This window comes from Winogradskyella sp. SM1960 (assembly GCF_020179375.1).
Taxonomy (GTDB): Bacteria; Bacteroidota; Bacteroidia; order Flavobacteriales; family Flavobacteriaceae; genus Winogradskyella; species Winogradskyella marina.
The window spans coordinates 99,557-119,206 of record NZ_JAICBG010000001.1; the positions used below are offsets into that span (position 1 = coordinate 99,557).

Below are 19,650 nucleotides of genomic sequence, written 5' to 3' on the forward strand. Positions count from 1 at the left end.
AGGACTACAACATGGAGAGGCCTACTGTAATTTTATGAAATAAAATCATTGTAATTAAAATTGATTACGGTGAGGTTTGAATCAACTTTGTTTTGCAAACTCAGATGGTGTACAGTTATAGGTTTCTTTAAAGCATTTTGTAAAGTAAGAATGGTCATTAAAACCTACAGAATAGCCGACTTGAGATACATTAATCTCAGACGTTTTTAATAAATTGGCTGCCAGTTTTAGACGTTGCGAACGAATAAATTCGGATGCTGTTAGACCTGTTAATGCTTTTAATTTTCTGTGCAATTGCATACGGCTCATCCCAACGGCATCTGAAAATTCTGTAACATTAAAGGACGGTTCAATTAGGTTTCGTTCTAAAACAACCTCTACTTTGTTAAGGAATTTTTCGTCTAAATTGGTAACTGATAAATCTTTGGGTAGCAATACCAATTCTTGGCTATACCGTAATTGTAATTGTCGTCTAGACGCAATTAGCTTTTCAACCTTAAGGGCTAATAATTTTTTGTTAAATGGTTTGGTAATATAATCATCCGCACCGCTATCAACACCTTTAAATTTACTTTCTACTCCTGCTTTAGCTGTGAGTAATATAATAGGAATGTGGGCCGTTCGTTCATCATTTTTCAATTCTTCTGTTAGAGAAATGCCATCTTTTTTTGGCATCATAACATCAGAAATAATAAGGTCTGGAATCTGCTCTAAAGCCAAATCTACTCCAATTTTCCCATTAGGAGCCGAAATAATATTATAGTGCTCTTCAAAAATTTGAATCAATAACTGTCTTAAGTCATCATTATCTTCAACGATTAATACGATTGGTAAGTCACTATCCGCAATAACTTCTTCATCTTCAAGTGTTGGGTTGAGGTAAACTGGTACTTCTGTTTCAACCTTCGTATTAGACGTTACTGTAATAACATCCTTTTTAAAGCTGTTTCTATCTACAGAAAGACAAAGTTGAAAGGACGTTTCTTTATCTACTTCACTTTTAACTTCAATTTTACCATGGTGCAAGGCAACAAGTTCCTTTACCAAGGCTAAACCGATTCCGGAACCTTGATTTTGTGCATTGGTTTGGTAAAACCGTTCAAAAATATTATTGCGTTCAAAAGGTGTTAGCCCTCTACCTGAGTTTGTAACGTTTAAAAATAATTCTTCATTTTCTATATAAGCTTCACACACAATTGTACCATTAGTCGGCGTGTATTTTAAAGCATTAGACAATAAGTTAATGCTTATTTTTTCAATGACATCTTTATCAAACCAAACCGCATCTTCTGCTTGTGCAATAGCAATTGTATATATTATATTCTTTTGTTTAGCAGCATAAGAAAAGGATTCACTTAAAGCCGAAATAAATTGAAGCACATTACCGCGTTGCAATTGTAATTTTAAATGCCCTTCATCAATTTTAGAAAGATCTAATAATTGGTTAACAAGCTCTAAAAGGCGCTCAGAATTTTATTTAGCTACTGTAAATTGTTGACGCTTTTTGTCTGAGATTGAAGCATCAGCCAAGGTGTCATCAATCGGACTTGCTATTAGTGTTAATGGTGTACGAAACTCATGCGAAATATTCGTAAAAAAATTAGTTTTGAGCGCATCTAACTCTCGCAACTTGGTGTTGGTTTTTTTTCGATTTCGATAAAGTAGATATAAAAATAATCCGGCAATCGTAGTAATACCAACCACGCTAAGCAATATAATTTTTTGATTCTTGCTGCGTTGTTCAATTATTTCGTTTTCAGATTTTAGCAAACTGATTTCTTGTTCCTTTTTATTGGTTTGGTATGCCGTTTCAAGTTCAGATACATTTTTCTTATTAAATTCCGTTTGAATTATAGTAAGATGTTGCCTTGCTTTTTCTGAAGCCTTAAACGCCTCTTCAAAATTTCCAAGATTAAAATAAACACTTGCTAAAATATCTTGAATTGCATACTTATTATCTTCACGCACAAAGAAAGCGTTCTCCATTAATTTTTGAGATGTATTGAGGTGCTGTAATGCTGTTTTTGGATCACCATTATTATTATAAAATTCTGCAACTTTATAATTAGAAATGGCTTGCCTTAACGTATCTGTTGTTTTAGTAATAGCTATTAATTCTTTCTTAAAATAATGTAATGCAGAATCCTTTTGGTTTTCTCTATCATATAGGTTCGCCAACCCATTATAAATAAGTGATTTTCTAAGATGGTTATCATTAGACATCGTATTCTCTAATGCCATTTGGTAATTGGCAATTGCTTTTTCAGGTTGATTTCTTTGTGTATATATATAGGCCTTTTTTTCATATAGAATAGCGGCTGGTACATTGAGCGCATGCGCATTATAAAAATTAATACTGTCTTTGCTTAATGCTAAACCATCCTTTACAATATTAAGTCCATCAGTAATATTCTTACTCATCTGAGGAAAAAAACTAGTATCATTTTCTGTCCGTGAATCATATAACACGTTAATAATACTAACCTTAGTCATTGCTGCTAAAAATTTATGATCTTGCCGGACTTCTAAAAGTGAATCTAACTTTAAGAAATGTACTAATGCACGTTCATCTTTGGTTCTGTGATAATACAATGCACCTCTGTTATGGTACATATATTCTAAAGCCTTCCATTGCTTATTCTTAATAGCGAGTGGTTCGGACTCATCTATATATGACAAGGCCTTTTCTAAGTCGGGTTCATAAGTACTCAAAATCCCAACAATGTCTACTTGTAAAGAATCTGCTTTAAGGCGTTTTGCTAAATTATAGCTGATTTTTGCATAATAATATGAGCTATCATGTTGTCCTTCGTCACTTAAATCTTTAGATTTTTTTATAAGATATATTAAAGAATCTATTTGCTTTGGATTTTGTCCAAAGCAAAAAAAGGGCATTAAACAGAAAACTACTATGTATCTTATTTTCATACAATTAACTAATGACTATTTAAAGATAAGCCAATATTATGAATATGTAGGTTAAGAATGCTTATTTGCGTAATCCGTAGGGCTGCAACCATAAAGTTCTTTAAAACATTTGGCGAAATATGAATGGTCATTAAAACCTACAGAATACCCAACTTGTGACATATTAATATCAGAAGATTTTAAAAATTCCGTAGCTAATTTTAGACGTTGCGAACGAATAAATTCAGATGCCGAAAGACCAGTTAAAGCTTTTATTTTGCGATGTAATTGCATACGACTCATACCAACAGCTTCTGAAAATTCTGTAACATTAAAAGACGGATCAACAAGACTGTTGTTTAAAGTTAACTGTACTTTTTCAAGAAATTGTTCATCTAAATTAGTGAATGCAATATCTTTTGGTAGCAATACCAATTCCTGACTGTAACGTGCTTGGAGTTGTCGTCTAGATTCGATTAGCTTTTCAACCTTTAAGGCTAGTAACTTCTTATCAAATGGTTTGGTGATATAATCATCTGCACCTGTATCTATGCCTTTAAACTGACTTTCTACCTCTGCCTTTGCTGTGAGTAAAATAATAGGAATATGTGCCGAACGTTCATCTGTTTTTAGATCTTCAGTTAATGTGATACCATCTTTTTCGGGCATCATAATATCCGAAATCACAAGATCTGGAATATGTTCTAAAGCTAACTCAACACCTATACGTCCATTAGAAGCTGTAAGCACATTGTAATTACTTTCAAAGAATTGCTTTAATAAATTTCTTAAATCGTCGTTGTCTTCTACAATCAATAAAATGGGCAAATCACTATCTTGAAATTCGTCATCGTCTTCCATTGAAGCGCTAACGTAAGACGGGATGCTATTCTCAATTTCATTATGAGATGTCACTAGTATAGTGACTTTTTTAAAGCTGTTTTTATCTATGGATAACGTAAGACTAAATGACGTTTCTTTATTAGGCACGCTGTGCACCTCAATAGTTCCGTTATGTAAGTCAACTAATTCTTTAACCAACGACAAACCAATTCCGGAACCTTGATTTTGTTCGTTAGTTTGGTAAAAACGTTCAAAGATATTTTTTAATTCATAGGCTGTTAAGCCTTTTCCAGAGTTTGTCACCGTTAAGAATAATCTCTTATTTTCCAAATGTGCTTTACACGACACCATACCATTATGAGGTGTATATTTTAATGCATTAGACAATAAGTTAATAGTTATCTTTTCTACAACGTCTTTATCGTACCAAACTGCTGCTTTATTTTGACTAACATCAATTTGATAGGTGATATTTTTCTGTTCTGCATAATAAGAAAACGAATGACTTAATGCAGAAATAAGCTGCAATACATTGCCTTTTTGAAGATGTAATTTTAAATGACCTGCATCTATTTTAGACAAATCTAATATCTGATTTACCAGTTCTAGTAACCGTTCGGAATTTTGTTTGGCAACAGTAAATTGATATCGTTTTTTATCCGATATCGTCTCGTCCGAAAGCATATCCTCAATAGGACTTGAAATCAATGTCAATGGTGTACGAAACTCATGCGAAATATTGGTAAAAAAGTTGGACTTGAGTGCGTCCAGTTCTTTTAATTTTGTGTTTGTTTTTTGACGATTACGATAGAGAAAAAACATAAACAATCCGGCAATTGTAGTTATACCGATGCCACCTAGCATTACATTTTGTTGATTTTTTTTCTGTTGTTCTACAATTTCATTTTGTGATTTTAATAAGGCTATTTCTTGCTCTTTTTTTTCGGTTTGGTATTTGGCTTCAAGTTCAAATGTTTTTTCTTTTATACTCTTTTCATCAACTTTTTTTTGAATATCGATATAATTATCGTAAGCCTCCAACGCCAAAGATAAATCGTTATTTTTTCTATAAACTTCAATTAACTTCTCTGTTATTTGAAGCTCTTTGCTAAAATCATTTATTGCCTTACACTCTTTTATCGCAGATTTAAAATAGTCAATAGCTTTTTGAAATTGATTTATGTTAACATAAAAATCACCAAGATAAACTAGTCCTCGTATTTGGTAGAATCTGTTTTTAGAATTTACTGCAAGATCATAATATAATTTATAGTCTTTTTCTGCATCCTTAATTCTATTCATCTTAACCAACAAAAATCCTCTTACAATAACACCATATGAATAGGAGTTGACTTCTGGTGCATGTTTCTGGTGGTAATCAACTGACTCGTTTAGTAGTATTAAAGCATTATCATAATTGCCTAATGCTGTTTCTACTTGAGAAATAGCAATATTCACTTCTTGAACACCAAATGTATTATTTAGTTCTTTATATAATGTTTTAGCGGTATTAAAATACTCTAAAGCAGTTTCATCACCATGAGTTTTACGGACACAGAAACCTAAGTAGTTATTAACTTGTGCTCTCTTTTTAGATATTACAAATTTTGGAGATTTCTCAAAAATAGAATCTGCTGTAGTATAACTTTTAAATGCATTACTATAATCATACTTCTGTAACCACATATTTCCAATAGACATGTGAATTCTTCCTGTTAAATCAATTCTATTACTAAAATTTATGCTTTTGTTAAAATAAACCAACGCAGAATCATATATACCACTCTTTGTATACTCTAAACCAATTAATTCGTGTAAATAATAATTATAAATGCTTGAAGTGCTTAAATCATTTATGCCTTTTTTATATTGAGAAATCGTTGAATCTGTATTGTATTTCCTTTTTTTCCAATTTCCAATTTTTGAATGTATCAGAAAAATCCCGTAATTAAATTTATTCTCCTTAGACAGTGCTAGAATTTTTTCAAACTTTTCGAGTTGTAGGATGGTATCTGATTCTTTATCTGCAGCTTCTATAAGGGTAGTAATATGTAATGAGTCAGACACTTTAATTTGTGCAAACGAATAAAAGCTAAATACTAACGAAAAAAGAAAATTGAGACATTTCATAAGACTGATGAGAAGTTAGTTCATAAACTTACGCAATATTATGAAAATCAACCGATTACAACTACAACATATGTAACAAAATAGGTTACATACCTTATAATCCTGCTATTCTCGTTAAAAAAATGGAAAATATAATGGTGATAAATCAAACCGAAGTCTGTATTTATCACACAACAATAGAACTAGTGAAGTGCCCTTAAAATTTAAATCGTCTCTTTTATAATTCTTGCCATCTTATCTGCACGTGCTATGACTTCATCCTCTGTCCAAGACAACTTTATTAAACACGAAATATTACGAGCAATATACTTATCACTTTGTTCAAAGGTTTTTGTTTGAAGATATTCTAATCCTTCTTTGACCTCTTTTGATATTGGCATTAATGATTTTAAATCTTTAAGATGATGCCATTCCTTAATGTAGTGCCAATTGTTTTGGTAATAATTCCAACACGCATCTACTCCATTTACTTTAAAAGCTTCAATCACTTTTTGTGCAGATTCTAAATCGGGCAAAAAGAAATTTAAAAAGGCATAACTTTCTTCTCCTCCTTTAGGAACAGTTCTAAAGGTTACACCAGGAACTCTGGCCAATGCATTTCTTAAAATGGTATAGTTCTTTTTCTGAATTTCAATAAATTCTGGCAAACGTCTAACTTGTGCCAAACCAACAGCTGCATGCAATTCTGAAATTCTAAAATTATAGCCTAAAAACGGATGGGTTTCTGCACCTCTATCATTACCAACATGATCGTGACCATGATCACTATAATGATCGGCATTACTATAATAGTCTTTATTGTTAGTGACTACGGCTCCACCTTCGCCACAGGTTATTGTTTTTACAAAATCGAAAGAAAAGCAACCAAGATCTGCAATACTTCCTAAAGGTTTATCATTGTATGTGCCACCTATAGCCTGACAAGCATCTTCTATAAATAATAAATTATGTGCATTACAGATGTTTTGTAAAGCATCCATATCTCCCATACTTCCACACATTTGAACCACCATTACCGCTTTTGTTTTCGGTGTAATAGCAGCTTCAACTGCTTTTGGGTCTAACGTAAGTGTATCATCAATATCTACTAAAATGGGAATTGCTCCAAGCATCATAATAGCTTCAAAACTCGCTACAAAGGTGAATGTTGGCATAATAACCTCATCTCCTGCACCAACTCCTGCCGATGCTAAGGCTACAGATACTGCAGCAGTTCCGCTAGAAACCAATTGAACATGATTAGTCTGAAACGTGGTTGCCAATTCTGCTTCCAACTCTTTAGCTTTCCAATGGCCTTTTCGCATGCCATCAAAACCATAGCGCATTAATACTCCGTTGTCTAAAACATCATTAACTTCTTTGCGTTCTAAATCGCTAAATAACTCGAATCCTGGCATATTGAACTTTGGTTTTATTATGTTTTTTCAGTCGAAAAACAAAGATATCATTTTACCTATTTCAAGGTGTTAAAAACGGCTATAATTCGATAATAGTTTTAGAAATAGGTTGTCTTACTTTTTTAAAATCAGCAAACATATCGTCATCTGCTCTATAACCAACAGGTAATAACAAAACAGAACTTAAGCCATGCTTATCTAAATCTAATTTTTTATCTAAGGCTTCAGGTAAAAAACCTTCCATAGGACAACTATCGATACCTTCTACTGCACAAACGGTCATTAAATTACCCAAAGCGATATAAGCTTGTCTGGTTGCCCAACCAACTTTTTTATCACTTTGCATATCGTTAATCGTAGATATCATTTGTTCTTTAAAGGGCTCTAGAATTGCGTCTGGTGTATTTCTTATCGCTTTAATTGTTTCAAAATGTGTATTTACATCCGTATCATCAATCTCATTTTGAATACATAACACCAACAAATGGGAAGCCTCTACAACTTGACGTTGACCATAAGCGACTTCAACCAATTTTTCTCGATCCATTTTATCTTCAACAATAACTAGTTTTAAGGTTTGTAAACCATAAGACAAAGCGGTTAAATTAAACGCTTCCTTTAAAGTCTCTAATTTTTCTTTAGATAGTATTTTAGTAGCATCAAATTTTTTGGTCGCATAACGCCATTGCAACTTTTCTATAATGGACATTTGTTCTTAATTTTTGTCAAAAATACATAATATATCCTTTCAACTATAAATTGACTTCGCGTCGAAATTCTAAAATAAAAAAAGCTGAATAACATAAAACGTTATTCAGCTTTGAACTCTTATTTTATTTTAAAAATATTATCGCTTCAAAGTAAAATTTGCTTGAAACTCTTTTCGAACTCCACTACTCGGCTCGTCATATTCTACAGTAAACCAATAATCACTTGTTGGCAAAGCCTTACCATTAACTGTACCGTTCCAGCCCTCTCCATCCGGACTTAGTTGCTTTAATAATTTTCCGTAACGATCGAAGATATAAATTATGCCATTACTACCAATACCTTCAATGTTCCAAGTGTCATTATTTCCATCACCATTTGGTGTGAAATACAATGGATAATCGATAACAAAAATAGATTCCGTGGTGATTCCACAACCGTTTTTATCTCTTGCTATAATTTCATGTTCTCCTGTAGACACATTTGAAAATATACCTTTGTTTAACTATTAAATGTTTCGCTTTTTTATATCCATAATTTTTCAACATCTGTTAATTTAGGAATCGTCACATTCCAATTGTATTTATCTTTTAATTTTACTCTGAATGCATCTAGCGCACTTGACTCTCCATGAATTAAATAGACATGCTCGGGTACGTTTTTAATATCGCTTAGCCAATCCAATAAATCTTGTTGGTCACCATGTGCAGATAAACTCTCTATACTTTTTATAGTAGCTTTTACAGGATAGTATTTACCAAAAAAACGAATTTCATGTGCTCCTTCTAAAAGTTGCCTACCTCGAGTACCTTCAGCCTGATAGCCTACTAATAGCACAGTAGTTGATGGTTCATCTATCAGCTGTTGTAAATAGGTGAGTACTCTTCCTCCTGTAACCATTCCACTTCCTGCAATAATAATTTTAGACCTTCTATCATCAATAGTTTCCCAAGTTTCTTTATAAGATCGAATAATATTTACATGGTTACACATGGCATTATAATCTTCCCTAGCGAGTTTATGCCATTCGGGAAAACGTTTAAAAACATCTAGGACATTATTGCCCATGGGACTGTCTACGAAAATTGGAATGTTCGGAATTTTATTTTCCTTGTACAATTTCCAAAGCAGAAACATCAAGGTTTGTAAACGTTCTACCGCAAAACTTGGTATAATTAGATTTCCGTTTTTTTGTAAGGTTTCTAGAACGATAGCTATGAGTACATCTTCTACATTTTCTTCGGGATGTAATTTGTTTCCGTAGGTACTTTCAATACATAAAACATCTGCCCATTCTGGTTTTTTTGGGTCTTTGAGTAAATAATCATTACGCCTACCTATATCTCCAGAAAACACATAACGCTTAGCATTGATATCTATTTCTATAAATGTTGATCCTATAATATGACCGTTATATTGAAATCGATATGACATATGCTCTGATAATGGTATCCATTTATCTACCTGCGCTATTTCAAATTGTTTTATGGTGTTTTCGGCGTCCTTAATGGTGTAAAATGGTAAAGCAGGATTGTGCTTGCTATATTTTTCTTTGTTCGCTTTTTCGGTTTCTTCTTCATGAATTTTTCCACTATCTTTTAGAATAATTTCGGCAATAGCCAGTGTAGGTGCGGATCCTTTTATTTTACCTTTAAATCCTTGTTTTATTAAGCGTGGTAAATATCCAACATGATCTAAATGCCCATGAGTAAGCAACACCACATCAATTGATGGCACATCAATAGGTAGATTCTCCCAATTAAGTTCTCTCAATTCTTTTAGGCCTTGAAACATACCGCAATCCACTAGTATATTTTTTTCTGATGTTTCAATTAAAAATTTAGATCCAGTAACAACTCCTGCGGCACCTAAAAAATTAAGTTTTACAAATTTTTCCATAATTCTTTATTTAACTAGCCACATAATTGGATAATTTCATTTAAAATTTTCTTTTTCCTTATCTCAGAAACCCCAAGATGATCTAAGTAAAATTTATCATCAATTAAATCTCTACACAACACCACCGATCTACTCAGAAGGAATTGTTTTTCTCGTTTACTCAGCAAGGTTGATGCGGTTATGGGATATAACCCTAATCGGTCAATTCTATCTTTTAAACCATCATTAGTTGGATAATCCCAACTTAATAAATACAAACCACAGCAATTACCATATTGTAGCGCGTCTTTGGTGAATCTTGTATTGGTCACTACCCAACCTGGAGTGAGTCTGTTTTTACTTTTGGTAATTTTGTTCCAATTGGTTTTTATATCTTGATATCTCGAATTAATATATAAAGGAATTTTTACATTGCATTTGAGTCCTTGTTCACTATGAAATTTACACTCAATTATAGTGGACGTATTGTTTTTATCAGCAATAACATCAATTTCATGTGTAACACATTTACCATTTAATAAGGTTCCTACTTCAGTTTTATAACCTGAATATTTTAAAAGGGCACTCACAAAATCTTCAAAAGGAAAACCCGTTGGTCCCAATTCATAAATAGCCTTTTTGAGTTTATACTTTGAAGCGTATGGATGCTTACATTTTTTAAGTAAAGCAAAGGCCCTATTGTAAATTTCTTTAGTTGAAATACCATGATAAAGCTCATCGATCACTTTATCTAAAATATCACTTACTACCTTATCGTTTGCACCTGTTCTATTGAGAGAATTGCGTAATTTTTCTAACGAAAATTTTACCTTTTCGCCAGAATTTTTAATAATATCTATGTTCTCAATATGCATACGATACGTTTATGAGCTTAATTCTAATCTTTATTATTTTGAAATTTATAAGTAACAATCATAATCAATAGGGTTAAATGACATATTAATCAACACAAGGAATTACCAGGAATGGCACTTTTGGTTGGAATCCAATATTATGTACAACAGGCTCGTTCATAATATTTTCAATAAAACTGTGTTTGTAATTTATCATTGTGAGGATATCGATATCAAGATCATCAATAAAATCGTTTATTTCACGTGTTTTCTTTGCGTAATCTGGCATCCAATGGAATGTGTGTGGATGGTTTTCTAAATATACTTTTAACATAGATAAGTTATACTCTTGTGTACTTGTTAAATCGCTGTTTTTAGTGATATGAAGAATTCTAATTTTAGAGTTATATATTCCTGACAAGTATTTTAATGGCTCTAATTCATCTCCATAAAACCTATTAAAATCTGTTGGGAATGCAATTTGTTTTGGTTCCACAAAATTAAATTCATCCGGAACGACTAAGGTTGGACACAATTTCGTTTTTAAAGTGTTCACAGTATTACTTCCGAAGAAAAACTCTTTTGTTTTTGAGGCTCCTTTTGTTCCCATTACAACAAGGTCTATCTTATGCTTTTCTACAGCTACGTCTATAGCACTTTGTAAGTAATCTTTGCTTAAGATAACCTCAAAACTATGATTCGCATTAGAGTTAGCAGCCTCTGACATTTCCTTCAACTCAAATAATTGTCTTAATGCGTCATTTTTTACAGTCTCAACATATGTTGTTGTGATATATGTTCTAGAGGCATTAACTGAAACAGACCACGCATGCAAAAAATAAAATGTACACTCAACATCTGCGTATAATTTTAGTGCATAAACTGCTGCGCTCCATGCATTGTCTGAAAAATCTGTTGGTAGTAATATATGTTTTCTCATGATGATTTATATTTATTATTAAAGATCTATTGCTATTTATAACGCTGCGGGAATGACTAAAAAAGGAACATTTAAATTAAAGCCTATCTGATTAATTGTATTTTTAAAAAACAGATTCTCAAAGAAAGAATGTTTATTGTTTACCATTACTAAGAGGTTAATTTTTTGCTTTATTTGAAATTCATTTATCGCTTTTGGTATTTCCGTATGTCTAACTTGATGAAATAAAAATGCAAAGTCCTTAAACATAAACTCTAATGTTTTCTTATTTGAGACCTGCTTTTTATTCAATTCATAACCAGTGGATACATGTAAAGCATTTAGTCTAGAATGATTTACGGCGACGAGATCTTTTAAAATTTTAAGGTTTGTATCGTTATAGTTAACATCCAAATCAGTTGGAAATAAAATCTCATGTGGTGCTTCAAAAGAAAAGTTTGATGGCACTGCTAGAATTGGACATTTCACTTCTTTAAAAACATGAACCGTATTAGAGCCAAAAAGCACTTCGTTTGCTCCAGTAGCACCTTTAGTTCCCATGACTATAAAATCAATGTTATATTCTTCAACAAATTCTTTGATACCAGACACTAACGTATCGAATCTTGCATAGGTTTCAAATTTATGCTTAGGGTTATTATGTTCATCATTTAATGCAGTAACTATGGCTTCTAAATTGTCTTGCGATGTTTTTCTAACCGCATCTCCCAGTCCAAATTGAGCCGGATAACCGAGAACATATTCCACATGGTAAATTACAGGTGTATACGCATTAAATACGTAAAACGTACAGTCTTCATCTTTTAATAGTTGAAGAGCATAATTTATAGCATTCCGAGAGTTTTCGGAGAAATCAGTAGGAAGTAGTACAGATAGCATAACGATTGTTTTTATAACTTATGACTAAAGTTAAGGTGTTGTAAAACAAAAAACTATGATATATATCAGATAAGTATATCCGTAACTCAAAAAGACACCCAACTTAAATGAGTTGGGTGTCTAGTTGGATTAATAGCAAATAATAAAATAACTGATATAAAGATAGCCGCTTTATTGCATTTAAAATATGATATATATCAGGTTTAGTAAAAATTAATTATGAGTTTCAATTGTTTAAAACTTAAACAGGTACAATATTATATGCGATATTTAGTAGAAAAATACCTATTAAAAATAATAAGGTATAAATAACCTGAACCATTTTTATATTTATAATCTCTAACCAATACACTGTTGGTTTTGGAAACATAAATAAGGCTAAACCAAAAAACAAAGAAAACCAACCGATTAGCGTAATTATGAGTTTATGGTTAGGCTCCCATATATTGTGAAACAGTATATTTAATAGCCCAACAATTATGGCTATAAACGAAAAAATAATTAAAAATTTTTGATCTTTAAGGTCATTAAATACCTGCTTTATTCGTTTAGGATTTAGGCTTAATATCAAGAAGAAAATGATAAGATACCATCCCCAAAACTTTGTTAAAAATATTGAACTGTCCATAATTAAAGTGTTTTATTCATGTATTACCAAAAATGGTATATCTGTGTGATACGTAATTTTTTCTACATTAGAATGAAATAGTATACTTTGAAAATAATTAAGATTCTTAGCCACCATAACAATCATATTAATAGCTCTACTCTCCACAAAGCATTGTAAAGCGTCTTCTACATTTCTATTGGTTAAACAATGAAAACTCGGTTCAAATTCATCAAAATAGTCGTTTAAGACATCTTTATTTTGAAGTTGTTCTGTATTTAACTTTGTATCTTTTTTATGAATATGTACAATACGTAAACTCGCTTTTACCATTTTTAAAATGTTGATAAATGGTTGAAGCGCCATGAGATCGTACGAGAGATTAAAGTCTGTTGGAAAAGCAATTTCTTTAAGTGGAGAATATTTTGCAGCTTCTGGAACTACAAGTGCGGTACATTTTACTTTTGTTATTACATCACCTGTATTACTTCCTACAATATATTCTCTGAGACCAGACGCACCTTTAGTTCCCATGACAAGTAAGTCTATCTTTTTCTTTTTAACACATGTTCTAATAGACTCTAAGAAAAATCCATAATCGGCAAGTGTGTAAAATTTATGATTTGTATTAGGTTGACGTTTGTCGTTAATTTCTTTTAGTAAGGCTTTTAATCTAAGCTTTGAGGGTTTAATATATATCTCCTCTATTTGGTCTTTTGTTGGTGAATAACTACTATCTCCAGCCATAAAAGTATCCATTCTACTGACATGAAGCAGATAAAAATTACAAACTACTGAATCAAAAAAATCAATAGCGTAAGAAATGGCATTCCATGAGTTGTCAGAAAAATCTGTTGGCAATAAAATGTTCATCGTTTAAATTTCTAAGGATATACAAATCTAAATCGATGAGGATTATTAAACTATGATATTAATCATATTGAATGGGTTAGTAGATAAGCTTTGCTTAAAATTCTAAAAGTTCCAAAGGATTGTTTTTATAAAAAACATATTAATTTATATCATGTAATTTTTGAAGGTCTAAAATTTTAATATTTCTACCTTGCATTTCTATGATACCGTCTTTCTTAAACGCTGACATGGTTCTTATCAATGTTTCTGTTGCAATACCTGCAACACTTGCCAAATCATTCCTAGAGATGACAATAGATTCATTTGGTTTCGTGTTTAACTTTTCGGCAAACCTAATAATTGTAGCAGCTGTTTTACGTTGTACAGAACTGTAAGCCATTTGCAGTAATTGGTCTTTAACACCAGTTATATCTTCAGTTAATAACTGAATAACCTCTAATGTTACTTTGTGGTTTTCCTCTAATATAGCGGTTAATTCTGATTTAGATACACCTGCCAATTCAACATCTTTCATGGCAATTGCAGTTTCTCTATAAGGCACATTTTGAGTAAAAGAGGTATAACCAAAGAGATCATCTTCAGTATGTATAGCTGTTGTTAATTCTTTTCCTTTATCATCAAATTTATAACACTTTACAACCCCTTTTAGTATTAAATAAATGTAATTAGAGTTTTGTCCTTCCTTATAAATAACATCATTTTTTTCATAACTAGAAATGCTGCCATTATCATCAAAGAAATTCTTTAAGTCGCTTAATGTTCGTAGTTCATCTTCGTTAGTTGTTGTAGTCGTTTGAAGAGACTCTTGCTCTTCCTTTAATAAAGCTACTTTTGCAATTCTACTTTCAATAGCATTAATAATTTCCTCTTCACTAAACGGTTTTGTAATATAATCATCAGCACCCATATCCATACCTCTTCTTACATCTTGACGTTCAGTTTTGGCAGATAAGAAAATAAACGGGATAAACTTTGTACTACTATCTTTAGACAAGCCTTCTAAAACACCATAACCATCTAAAATAGGCATCATAATATCACAAACAATAATATCTGGCTGATTTGCTTTCGCCATTTCGAGCCCTAATTTTCCATTTTCAGCCGTGAGGACTTCGTAATCGGACAGTTCCAATAATTCGGCTGTGTTTTCTCTTAATACCGTATCGTCTTCTATTAATAGTACTTTTTTCATTCTTGTGCTTTGTTGGGTAATTCAATAATAAATGTTGAACCTTTTTGCTCTGTGCTTGTAAATGCAATATTGCCATTTAATTTCTCTAAATGGTCTTTAACAATATTTAATCCAATACCAGTACCTTGCATAAGAAGGGCATTTTCCGCTCTAAAATAACGTTGGAATATGTTTTTTTGATCCTTCTTTGGAATACCAATACCATTGTCAATAACCTTGAAAATTGTGGTATCCTTATTTTGTGAAATTTCAATATCTATTATCGTATTTTCATTTGAATATTTAATAGCATTATATATTAAATTAGATAAGGCTAATTCTAAAATTTTTTCATCTTGAAATAACGATAAATCATCAATATTTTCAGGGTAGTTAATACGCTGGCCACGCTTTAATACCATATTGGCATTATAAATCACTTCATTTAACACCTTACTTATTTTAAAGGTAGAAAACTTATAATTAACCTTTCCTTTATCGAGCTTTTCTACAGAAAGAAAATCATTCAGAATCACATTAAGGTATTGGACCTTATCTGTAATGGTAGCTATATGTTTTTCACGTTTATCTTGCTGTTCAGTGCGTTTATATTTACTGAGCAACATGGTTGATGTTAATATGCCGCTTAAAGGTGTTTTAAATTCGTGAGACACCATAGAAAGAAATTTTGTTTTTAAATCGTTAAGTTCTTTTTCTACGGCTAATGCAGATTTTAATTCTTCCGTTCTTAGCTCCACTGTTTTTTCTAATCGTTCCGTGTAATTTTTTTGTTCAGTGATGTCTAAAATAATAGCTACATAAACAGCTCTATCACCTAATTTGGAGCGCTGTAGATGGACACTAACAGGGTAAGTACTACCAGATTTTCGTTGGTGTAAAGCCTCAAACTCAATTTTTTCAATTGAATCATTGTTCAGTACTTCAACTTCATTTCTAAACTGTTCTTCATTATAATTAGGTTTTATATCTAAAGGTGTCATAGATTTTAACTCCTCTAAAGTATATCCTATATTTTTTTTAGCACCTTCATTAACATTAATAAAATTTAAAGTGATTGCATCAAACACATAAATTTCATTAAGTGATTCTAGAAATATTTTGGCTAAATGATTTTTTTCTTGTTCTAATTTTTTCCGTTCGGTAATATCTATGACTAATGCCATAATATAATTTTTACCATGAAAGGTAAACGGGTTTAAACTCGCTTCAATAGGAAAAATGCTGCCATCTTTTTTTGCACCAAAGATGTCCCGACCATGTCCCATGCTTCGTTGCTTATTTTCCTTTACAAAGCCTTTAAAATGTGCACCATGTTTTGCATGATAATTCTGTGGAATTAAAATATTTAAGGTTTCATTAGAAAGCTCACCTTCATCATAACCAAACATAATTTCGCCTGCTTTATTTACCTGTACAATATTTTGCTGTTCGTCAACCACTACAACTCCTTCGGAAATTGAATCTAAAAGAACATTAAAAATGTTTTGGTCTTGCTCAAACATGGTTGGTTGTTTTTTGAAAGCGACTAAGATAATTATTCTTAATTAAACTAAAGACTAGAATTGTTAACTTTAATATTGCGTCTATCTCAACTGATTTATATCATATAATAAACCAACAGAATACATTAATTTTAGTAATTATAATAATGCATTTTGAATCAAAAAACCCATATAGAATTTTATCGTAGTCTTGGTCATCTATTTTATGCGATTGCTGCAGCGGATAATCGTATAAGAGAGGAAGAATTGAGTGCGCTTACAACTACAATAGCAAAAGAGTGGATCTCATTAGACAAGGATGCTGAATATATTTTAGAAATGTTTAAGCAACTTCAGCAAAGTGAACAAAAAACACCTGATGCTTGTTTTCAAAGTTTTGTGAATTTTAAAAGAGCGCATTACGCGCTGTTTAATAACACCATTAATTCTAAAATTCTAAAAACAGCAACAGCTATAACTACAAGTTTTTCTGGACAAAATAAATCAGAATTAATTCTACTTGCAAAACTTGATTTGGAATTAAAAAAGGAAGAAAGTAAAGGTTAAAGAAGTAATATAATCTAACCAATAGGCTTTCAAAAACTTAAACTGATGTACAATGAAATTTTATAGTGTTCTATTTCTCTTTTTAATTGTGCAATCTTGTGGTAATAACAACGAAAAAGTTTTACCAAAAGAACGTACTTTAACTGAAGCCGTGTATGCATCAGGAGTTATTCAACCTGATAGTTTATATCAAGTTTATGCTATTGTTTCAGGCATATTAGATGCGAACTTGGTTGAGGAAGGTGACATGGTTGTAAAAAATGAACAACTACTACAAATTATCAATAGCACAACAAAAATTAACAGTGAAAATGCAAAACTCGCCTTAAGTTTGGCAAGAGAGAATTATACTGGTAAAGCTGCAATTTTAAGTAGTATAGAAGATGAGATTACCGCAGCAAAACTAAGCTTCAGAAATGACTCTATAAATTATTACAGACAAAAAAACTTATGGGATCAGCATATTGGATCTAAAGTACAATACGATACCAAAAAGTTAAACTATGAATTGGCTTCTAATCAATTAAAACTATTACAGAATAAATATAACAGAACAAAAAACGAACTAAATACAGCCTTAAAACAAGCTCAAAATAATTACCAATCCTCATCAATTGTGAACAAAGATTTTACTGTAGAAAGTAAGATTAATGGCAAAGTTTACGCACTATACAAAGAACCTGGTGAAATTGTAACCACCATGGAACCTCTAGCGAGTATTGGCAGTGCGCATCGATTTATAATAGAGCTTTTGGTAGATGAAGTTGATATTGTTAAAATCTCACTAAACCAAGAGGTAATCCTCAATTTAGATGCTTATGACGAGTTGATTTTTAAAGGAAAAATCTCGAAAATATACCCTAAAAAAGACGAACGCAACCAAACCTTTAAAGTCGAAGCTGAATTTATAGAACAACCACAAGTATTATATCCAGGACTTTCGGGTGAAGCTAACATCATTATCGCTAAAAAAGAAAAGGTGTTAACACTACCTAAAGCTTATATCATAGAGGGCAACAAAGTTAAAACAGATGACGGTATTGTAACCATAGAAACAGGTTTAGAAAATATGGATTATATCGAAATTTTATCTGGTATTAGTAAAGATACTTATGTTTACAAACAAAACTAATGGTAAATTGGAGCACTATATTAAGTATTGCAAAAACGCATTTACTCACTAAAATAAAGCAAACCTCTATTGCTGCACTTGGTGTAACCTTTGGTATTGGCTCTTATATAACTTTGGTGTGTTTTATGACAGGTTTAAATACCATGTTAGATGATTTAATTTTAAACCAAACACCGCACATCCATATTTACAATGAAATAGAACCTTCGGAAAAGCAACCCATTTCATTTTATGATAATGTAAAGGAAAGTTTTACAGTCGTACATTCTATTAAACCTAAGTTAAGTCAAAAAAAAATACATAATGGTTTACCGATTATTAAATTTTTAGAAAAAAATAAGGACGTAAGAGGCGCGCTTCCGCAGGTTAAAACTCAAATTTTCTATAGGGCTGGATCTATAGAGTTAGCAGGTAATTTAACAGGCATTAATCCCTTAAATGAAGTTGAACTTTTTAATTTAGGAGATTATATTGTAGAAGGTTCTGCGGAAGCTTTACAAAACACGGATAATAGTATTCTTTTAGGTATTGGAATTGCAAAAAAAATGGCTTTAAAAGTTGGCGATCGCATACAAGTCAGCCCGATTAATGGAGGTCTTTTTCCTTTAAAAATTGTTGGTTTTTATCAGAGTGGTGTTGCCGATTTAGACGCCGTTCAAAGTTTTAGCAATATTAAAACCGTACAGCGTATTTTGGGTGAAGCCAATAATTACATCACAGATATCAACGTTAAACTTTACGATATTGAAAAAGCCTTTCCTCTCGCTCAAAATATTCAGCAACAATTCAATTTAAAAGCTGTAGATATTAAAACAGCAAATGCACAATTTGAAACCGGAACCGACATTAGAAATCTCATTACCTATGCGGTATCTATAACACTTTTAATTGTTGCGGGTTTTGGTATTTATAATATTTTAAACATGCTTATTTATGAGAAAATGAATGATATCGCTATCCTTAAAGCTATAGGTTTTTCAGGTAAAGATGTGCAGCTTATTTTTATGAGTCAAGCTATGATTATTGGTTTTGTTGGTGGTATTTTAGGCTTATTAATTGGATATGGATTAACCAGTTTAATTGCAACAGTTCCATTTGAAACCGAAGCGATACCAACAGTAGAAACATACCCTATAAATATCCAACCATCATTCTTTATAATTGGGTTTTTATTTGCTATGCTTTCAACCTTTCTAGCAGGTTATTTACCTTCTAGAAAAGCTAAAAAAATCGATCCTGTAACCATTATAAGAGGCCTGTGA

General features: G+C 31.7%; 17 protein-coding genes. 3 read left to right on the forward strand and 14 right to left on the reverse strand.

The window, feature by feature from the left end; genetic code table 11:
- Positions 1–81: 81 nt before the first annotated feature.
- The 14 genes from K1X16_RS00455 to K1X16_RS00520 all read right to left on the reverse strand — a co-directional run bounded on the left by K1X16_RS00455 (position 82) and on the right by K1X16_RS00520 (position 16,710).
- A complete protein-coding gene (locus K1X16_RS00455; RefSeq protein WP_225034627.1) occupies positions 82–1,395 on the reverse strand; it encodes a response regulator in 1,314 nt (437 codons plus the stop codon).
- Positions 1,396–1,473: 78 nt separating this feature from the next.
- The gene (locus K1X16_RS00460; protein ID WP_225034628.1) at positions 1,474–2,928 is read right to left on the reverse strand and encodes a tetratricopeptide repeat protein; all 1,455 of its coding nucleotides are present in this window, start codon (positions 2,926–2,928) and stop codon (positions 1,474–1,476) included.
- Positions 2,929–2,979: 51 nt separating this feature from the next.
- Complete coding sequence (locus tag K1X16_RS18035; protein ID WP_225034629.1) at positions 2,980–5,817, reverse strand: response regulator; 2,838 nt, start codon at positions 5,815–5,817, stop codon at positions 2,980–2,982.
- 266 nt (positions 5,818–6,083) lie between these two features.
- Positions 6,084–7,277, reverse strand: a complete 1,194-nt coding sequence (locus K1X16_RS00470) for a DegT/DnrJ/EryC1/StrS family aminotransferase (RefSeq protein WP_225034630.1) — start codon at positions 7,275–7,277, stop codon at positions 6,084–6,086.
- 79 nt (positions 7,278–7,356) lie between these two features.
- Positions 7,357–7,986, reverse strand: coding sequence for an NAD(P)H-dependent oxidoreductase (locus K1X16_RS00475; RefSeq protein ID WP_225034631.1), 630 nt, complete (start codon positions 7,984–7,986; stop codon positions 7,357–7,359).
- Positions 7,987–8,124: 138 nt separating this feature from the next.
- Complete coding sequence (locus K1X16_RS00480; RefSeq protein ID WP_225034632.1) at positions 8,125–8,466, reverse strand: T9SS type B sorting domain-containing protein; 342 nt, start codon at positions 8,464–8,466, stop codon at positions 8,125–8,127.
- Between the two features lie 44 nt (positions 8,467–8,510).
- The gene (locus tag K1X16_RS00485; protein WP_225034633.1) at positions 8,511–9,884 is read right to left on the reverse strand and encodes an MBL fold metallo-hydrolase RNA specificity domain-containing protein; all 1,374 of its coding nucleotides are present in this window, start codon (positions 9,882–9,884) and stop codon (positions 8,511–8,513) included.
- A 14-nt stretch (positions 9,885–9,898) separates the two neighbouring features.
- Positions 9,899–10,738: an ATP cone domain-containing protein gene (locus K1X16_RS00490; protein ID WP_225034634.1), complete on the reverse strand. Its 840-nt coding sequence runs from the start codon at positions 10,736–10,738 to the stop codon at positions 9,899–9,901.
- An 85-nt stretch (positions 10,739–10,823) separates the two neighbouring features.
- Positions 10,824–11,657 (reverse strand): universal stress protein, encoded by an 834-nt coding sequence (locus K1X16_RS00495; protein WP_195872139.1) that lies wholly within the window; start codon positions 11,655–11,657, stop codon positions 10,824–10,826.
- 36 nt (positions 11,658–11,693) lie between these two features.
- A complete protein-coding gene (locus K1X16_RS00500) occupies positions 11,694–12,536 on the reverse strand; it encodes a universal stress protein (protein WP_225034635.1) in 843 nt (280 codons plus the stop codon).
- A 241-nt stretch (positions 12,537–12,777) separates the two neighbouring features.
- Positions 12,778–13,164, reverse strand: a complete 387-nt coding sequence (locus K1X16_RS00505) for a hypothetical protein (RefSeq protein ID WP_225034636.1) — start codon at positions 13,162–13,164, stop codon at positions 12,778–12,780.
- 12 nt (positions 13,165–13,176) lie between these two features.
- Positions 13,177–14,016, reverse strand: coding sequence for a universal stress protein (locus K1X16_RS00510; protein ID WP_225034637.1), 840 nt, complete (start codon positions 14,014–14,016; stop codon positions 13,177–13,179).
- A 139-nt stretch (positions 14,017–14,155) separates the two neighbouring features.
- On the reverse strand, positions 14,156–15,208 hold the full coding sequence (locus K1X16_RS00515; RefSeq protein WP_225034638.1) for a response regulator: 1,053 nt from the start codon (positions 15,206–15,208) through the stop codon (positions 14,156–14,158).
- The gene (locus tag K1X16_RS00520) at positions 15,205–16,710 is read right to left on the reverse strand and encodes a PAS domain-containing sensor histidine kinase (RefSeq protein WP_195872144.1); all 1,506 of its coding nucleotides are present in this window, start codon (positions 16,708–16,710) and stop codon (positions 15,205–15,207) included. Before K1X16_RS00520 ends, K1X16_RS00515 begins: the two co-directional genes overlap by 4 nt.
- Positions 16,711–16,863: 153 nt before the next feature.
- Between K1X16_RS00520 and K1X16_RS00525 the strand changes: the two genes are divergently transcribed.
- Genes K1X16_RS00525 through K1X16_RS00535 form a run of 3 tightly spaced genes read left to right on the forward strand, consistent with a single transcriptional unit; the run spans position 16,864 to position 19,650 of the window.
- The gene (locus tag K1X16_RS00525; protein WP_225034639.1) at positions 16,864–17,256 is read left to right on the forward strand and encodes a hypothetical protein; all 393 of its coding nucleotides are present in this window, start codon (positions 16,864–16,866) and stop codon (positions 17,254–17,256) included.
- 52 nt (positions 17,257–17,308) lie between these two features.
- On the forward strand, positions 17,309–18,388 hold the full coding sequence (locus tag K1X16_RS00530) for an efflux RND transporter periplasmic adaptor subunit (RefSeq protein WP_225034640.1): 1,080 nt from the start codon (positions 17,309–17,311) through the stop codon (positions 18,386–18,388).
- Entirely contained in the window at positions 18,388–19,650 is a 1,263-nt protein-coding gene (locus tag K1X16_RS00535) for an ABC transporter permease (RefSeq protein ID WP_225034641.1), read from the forward strand. Before K1X16_RS00530 ends, K1X16_RS00535 begins: the two co-directional genes overlap by 1 nt.

Bases quoted from the DNA above. Each gene is read 5' to 3' on its own strand.
- K1X16_RS00485 (WP_225034633.1), bottom strand. From the start codon at position 9,884: ATGGAAAAATTTGTAAAACTTAATTTTTTAGGTGCCGCAGGAGTTGTT.
- K1X16_RS00530 (WP_225034640.1), top strand. From the start codon at position 17,309: ATGAAATTTTATAGTGTTCTATTTCTCTTTTTAATTGTGCAATCTTGT.
- K1X16_RS00515 (WP_225034638.1), bottom strand. From the start codon at position 15,208: ATGAAAAAAGTACTATTAATAGAAGACGATACGGTATTAAGAGAAAAC.
- K1X16_RS00460 (WP_225034628.1), bottom strand. From the start codon at position 2,928: ATGAAAATAAGATACATAGTAGTTTTCTGTTTAATGCCCTTTTTTTGC.
- K1X16_RS00510 (WP_225034637.1), bottom strand. From the start codon at position 14,016: ATGAACATTTTATTGCCAACAGATTTTTCTGACAACTCATGGAATGCC.
- K1X16_RS00505 (WP_225034636.1), bottom strand. From the start codon at position 13,164: ATGGACAGTTCAATATTTTTAACAAAGTTTTGGGGATGGTATCTTATC.
- K1X16_RS00535 (WP_225034641.1), top strand. From the start codon at position 18,388: ATGGTAAATTGGAGCACTATATTAAGTATTGCAAAAACGCATTTACTC.
- K1X16_RS00520 (WP_195872144.1), bottom strand. From the start codon at position 16,710: ATGTTTGAGCAAGACCAAAACATTTTTAATGTTCTTTTAGATTCAATT.
- K1X16_RS00495 (WP_195872139.1), bottom strand. From the start codon at position 11,657: ATGAGAAAACATATATTACTACCAACAGATTTTTCAGACAATGCATGG.
- K1X16_RS00500 (WP_225034635.1), bottom strand. From the start codon at position 12,536: ATGCTATCTGTACTACTTCCTACTGATTTCTCCGAAAACTCTCGGAAT.
- K1X16_RS00490 (WP_225034634.1), bottom strand. From the start codon at position 10,738: ATGCATATTGAGAACATAGATATTATTAAAAATTCTGGCGAAAAGGTA.
- K1X16_RS00470 (WP_225034630.1), bottom strand. From the start codon at position 7,277: ATGCCAGGATTCGAGTTATTTAGCGATTTAGAACGCAAAGAAGTTAAT.
- K1X16_RS00475 (WP_225034631.1), bottom strand. From the start codon at position 7,986: ATGTCCATTATAGAAAAGTTGCAATGGCGTTATGCGACCAAAAAATTT.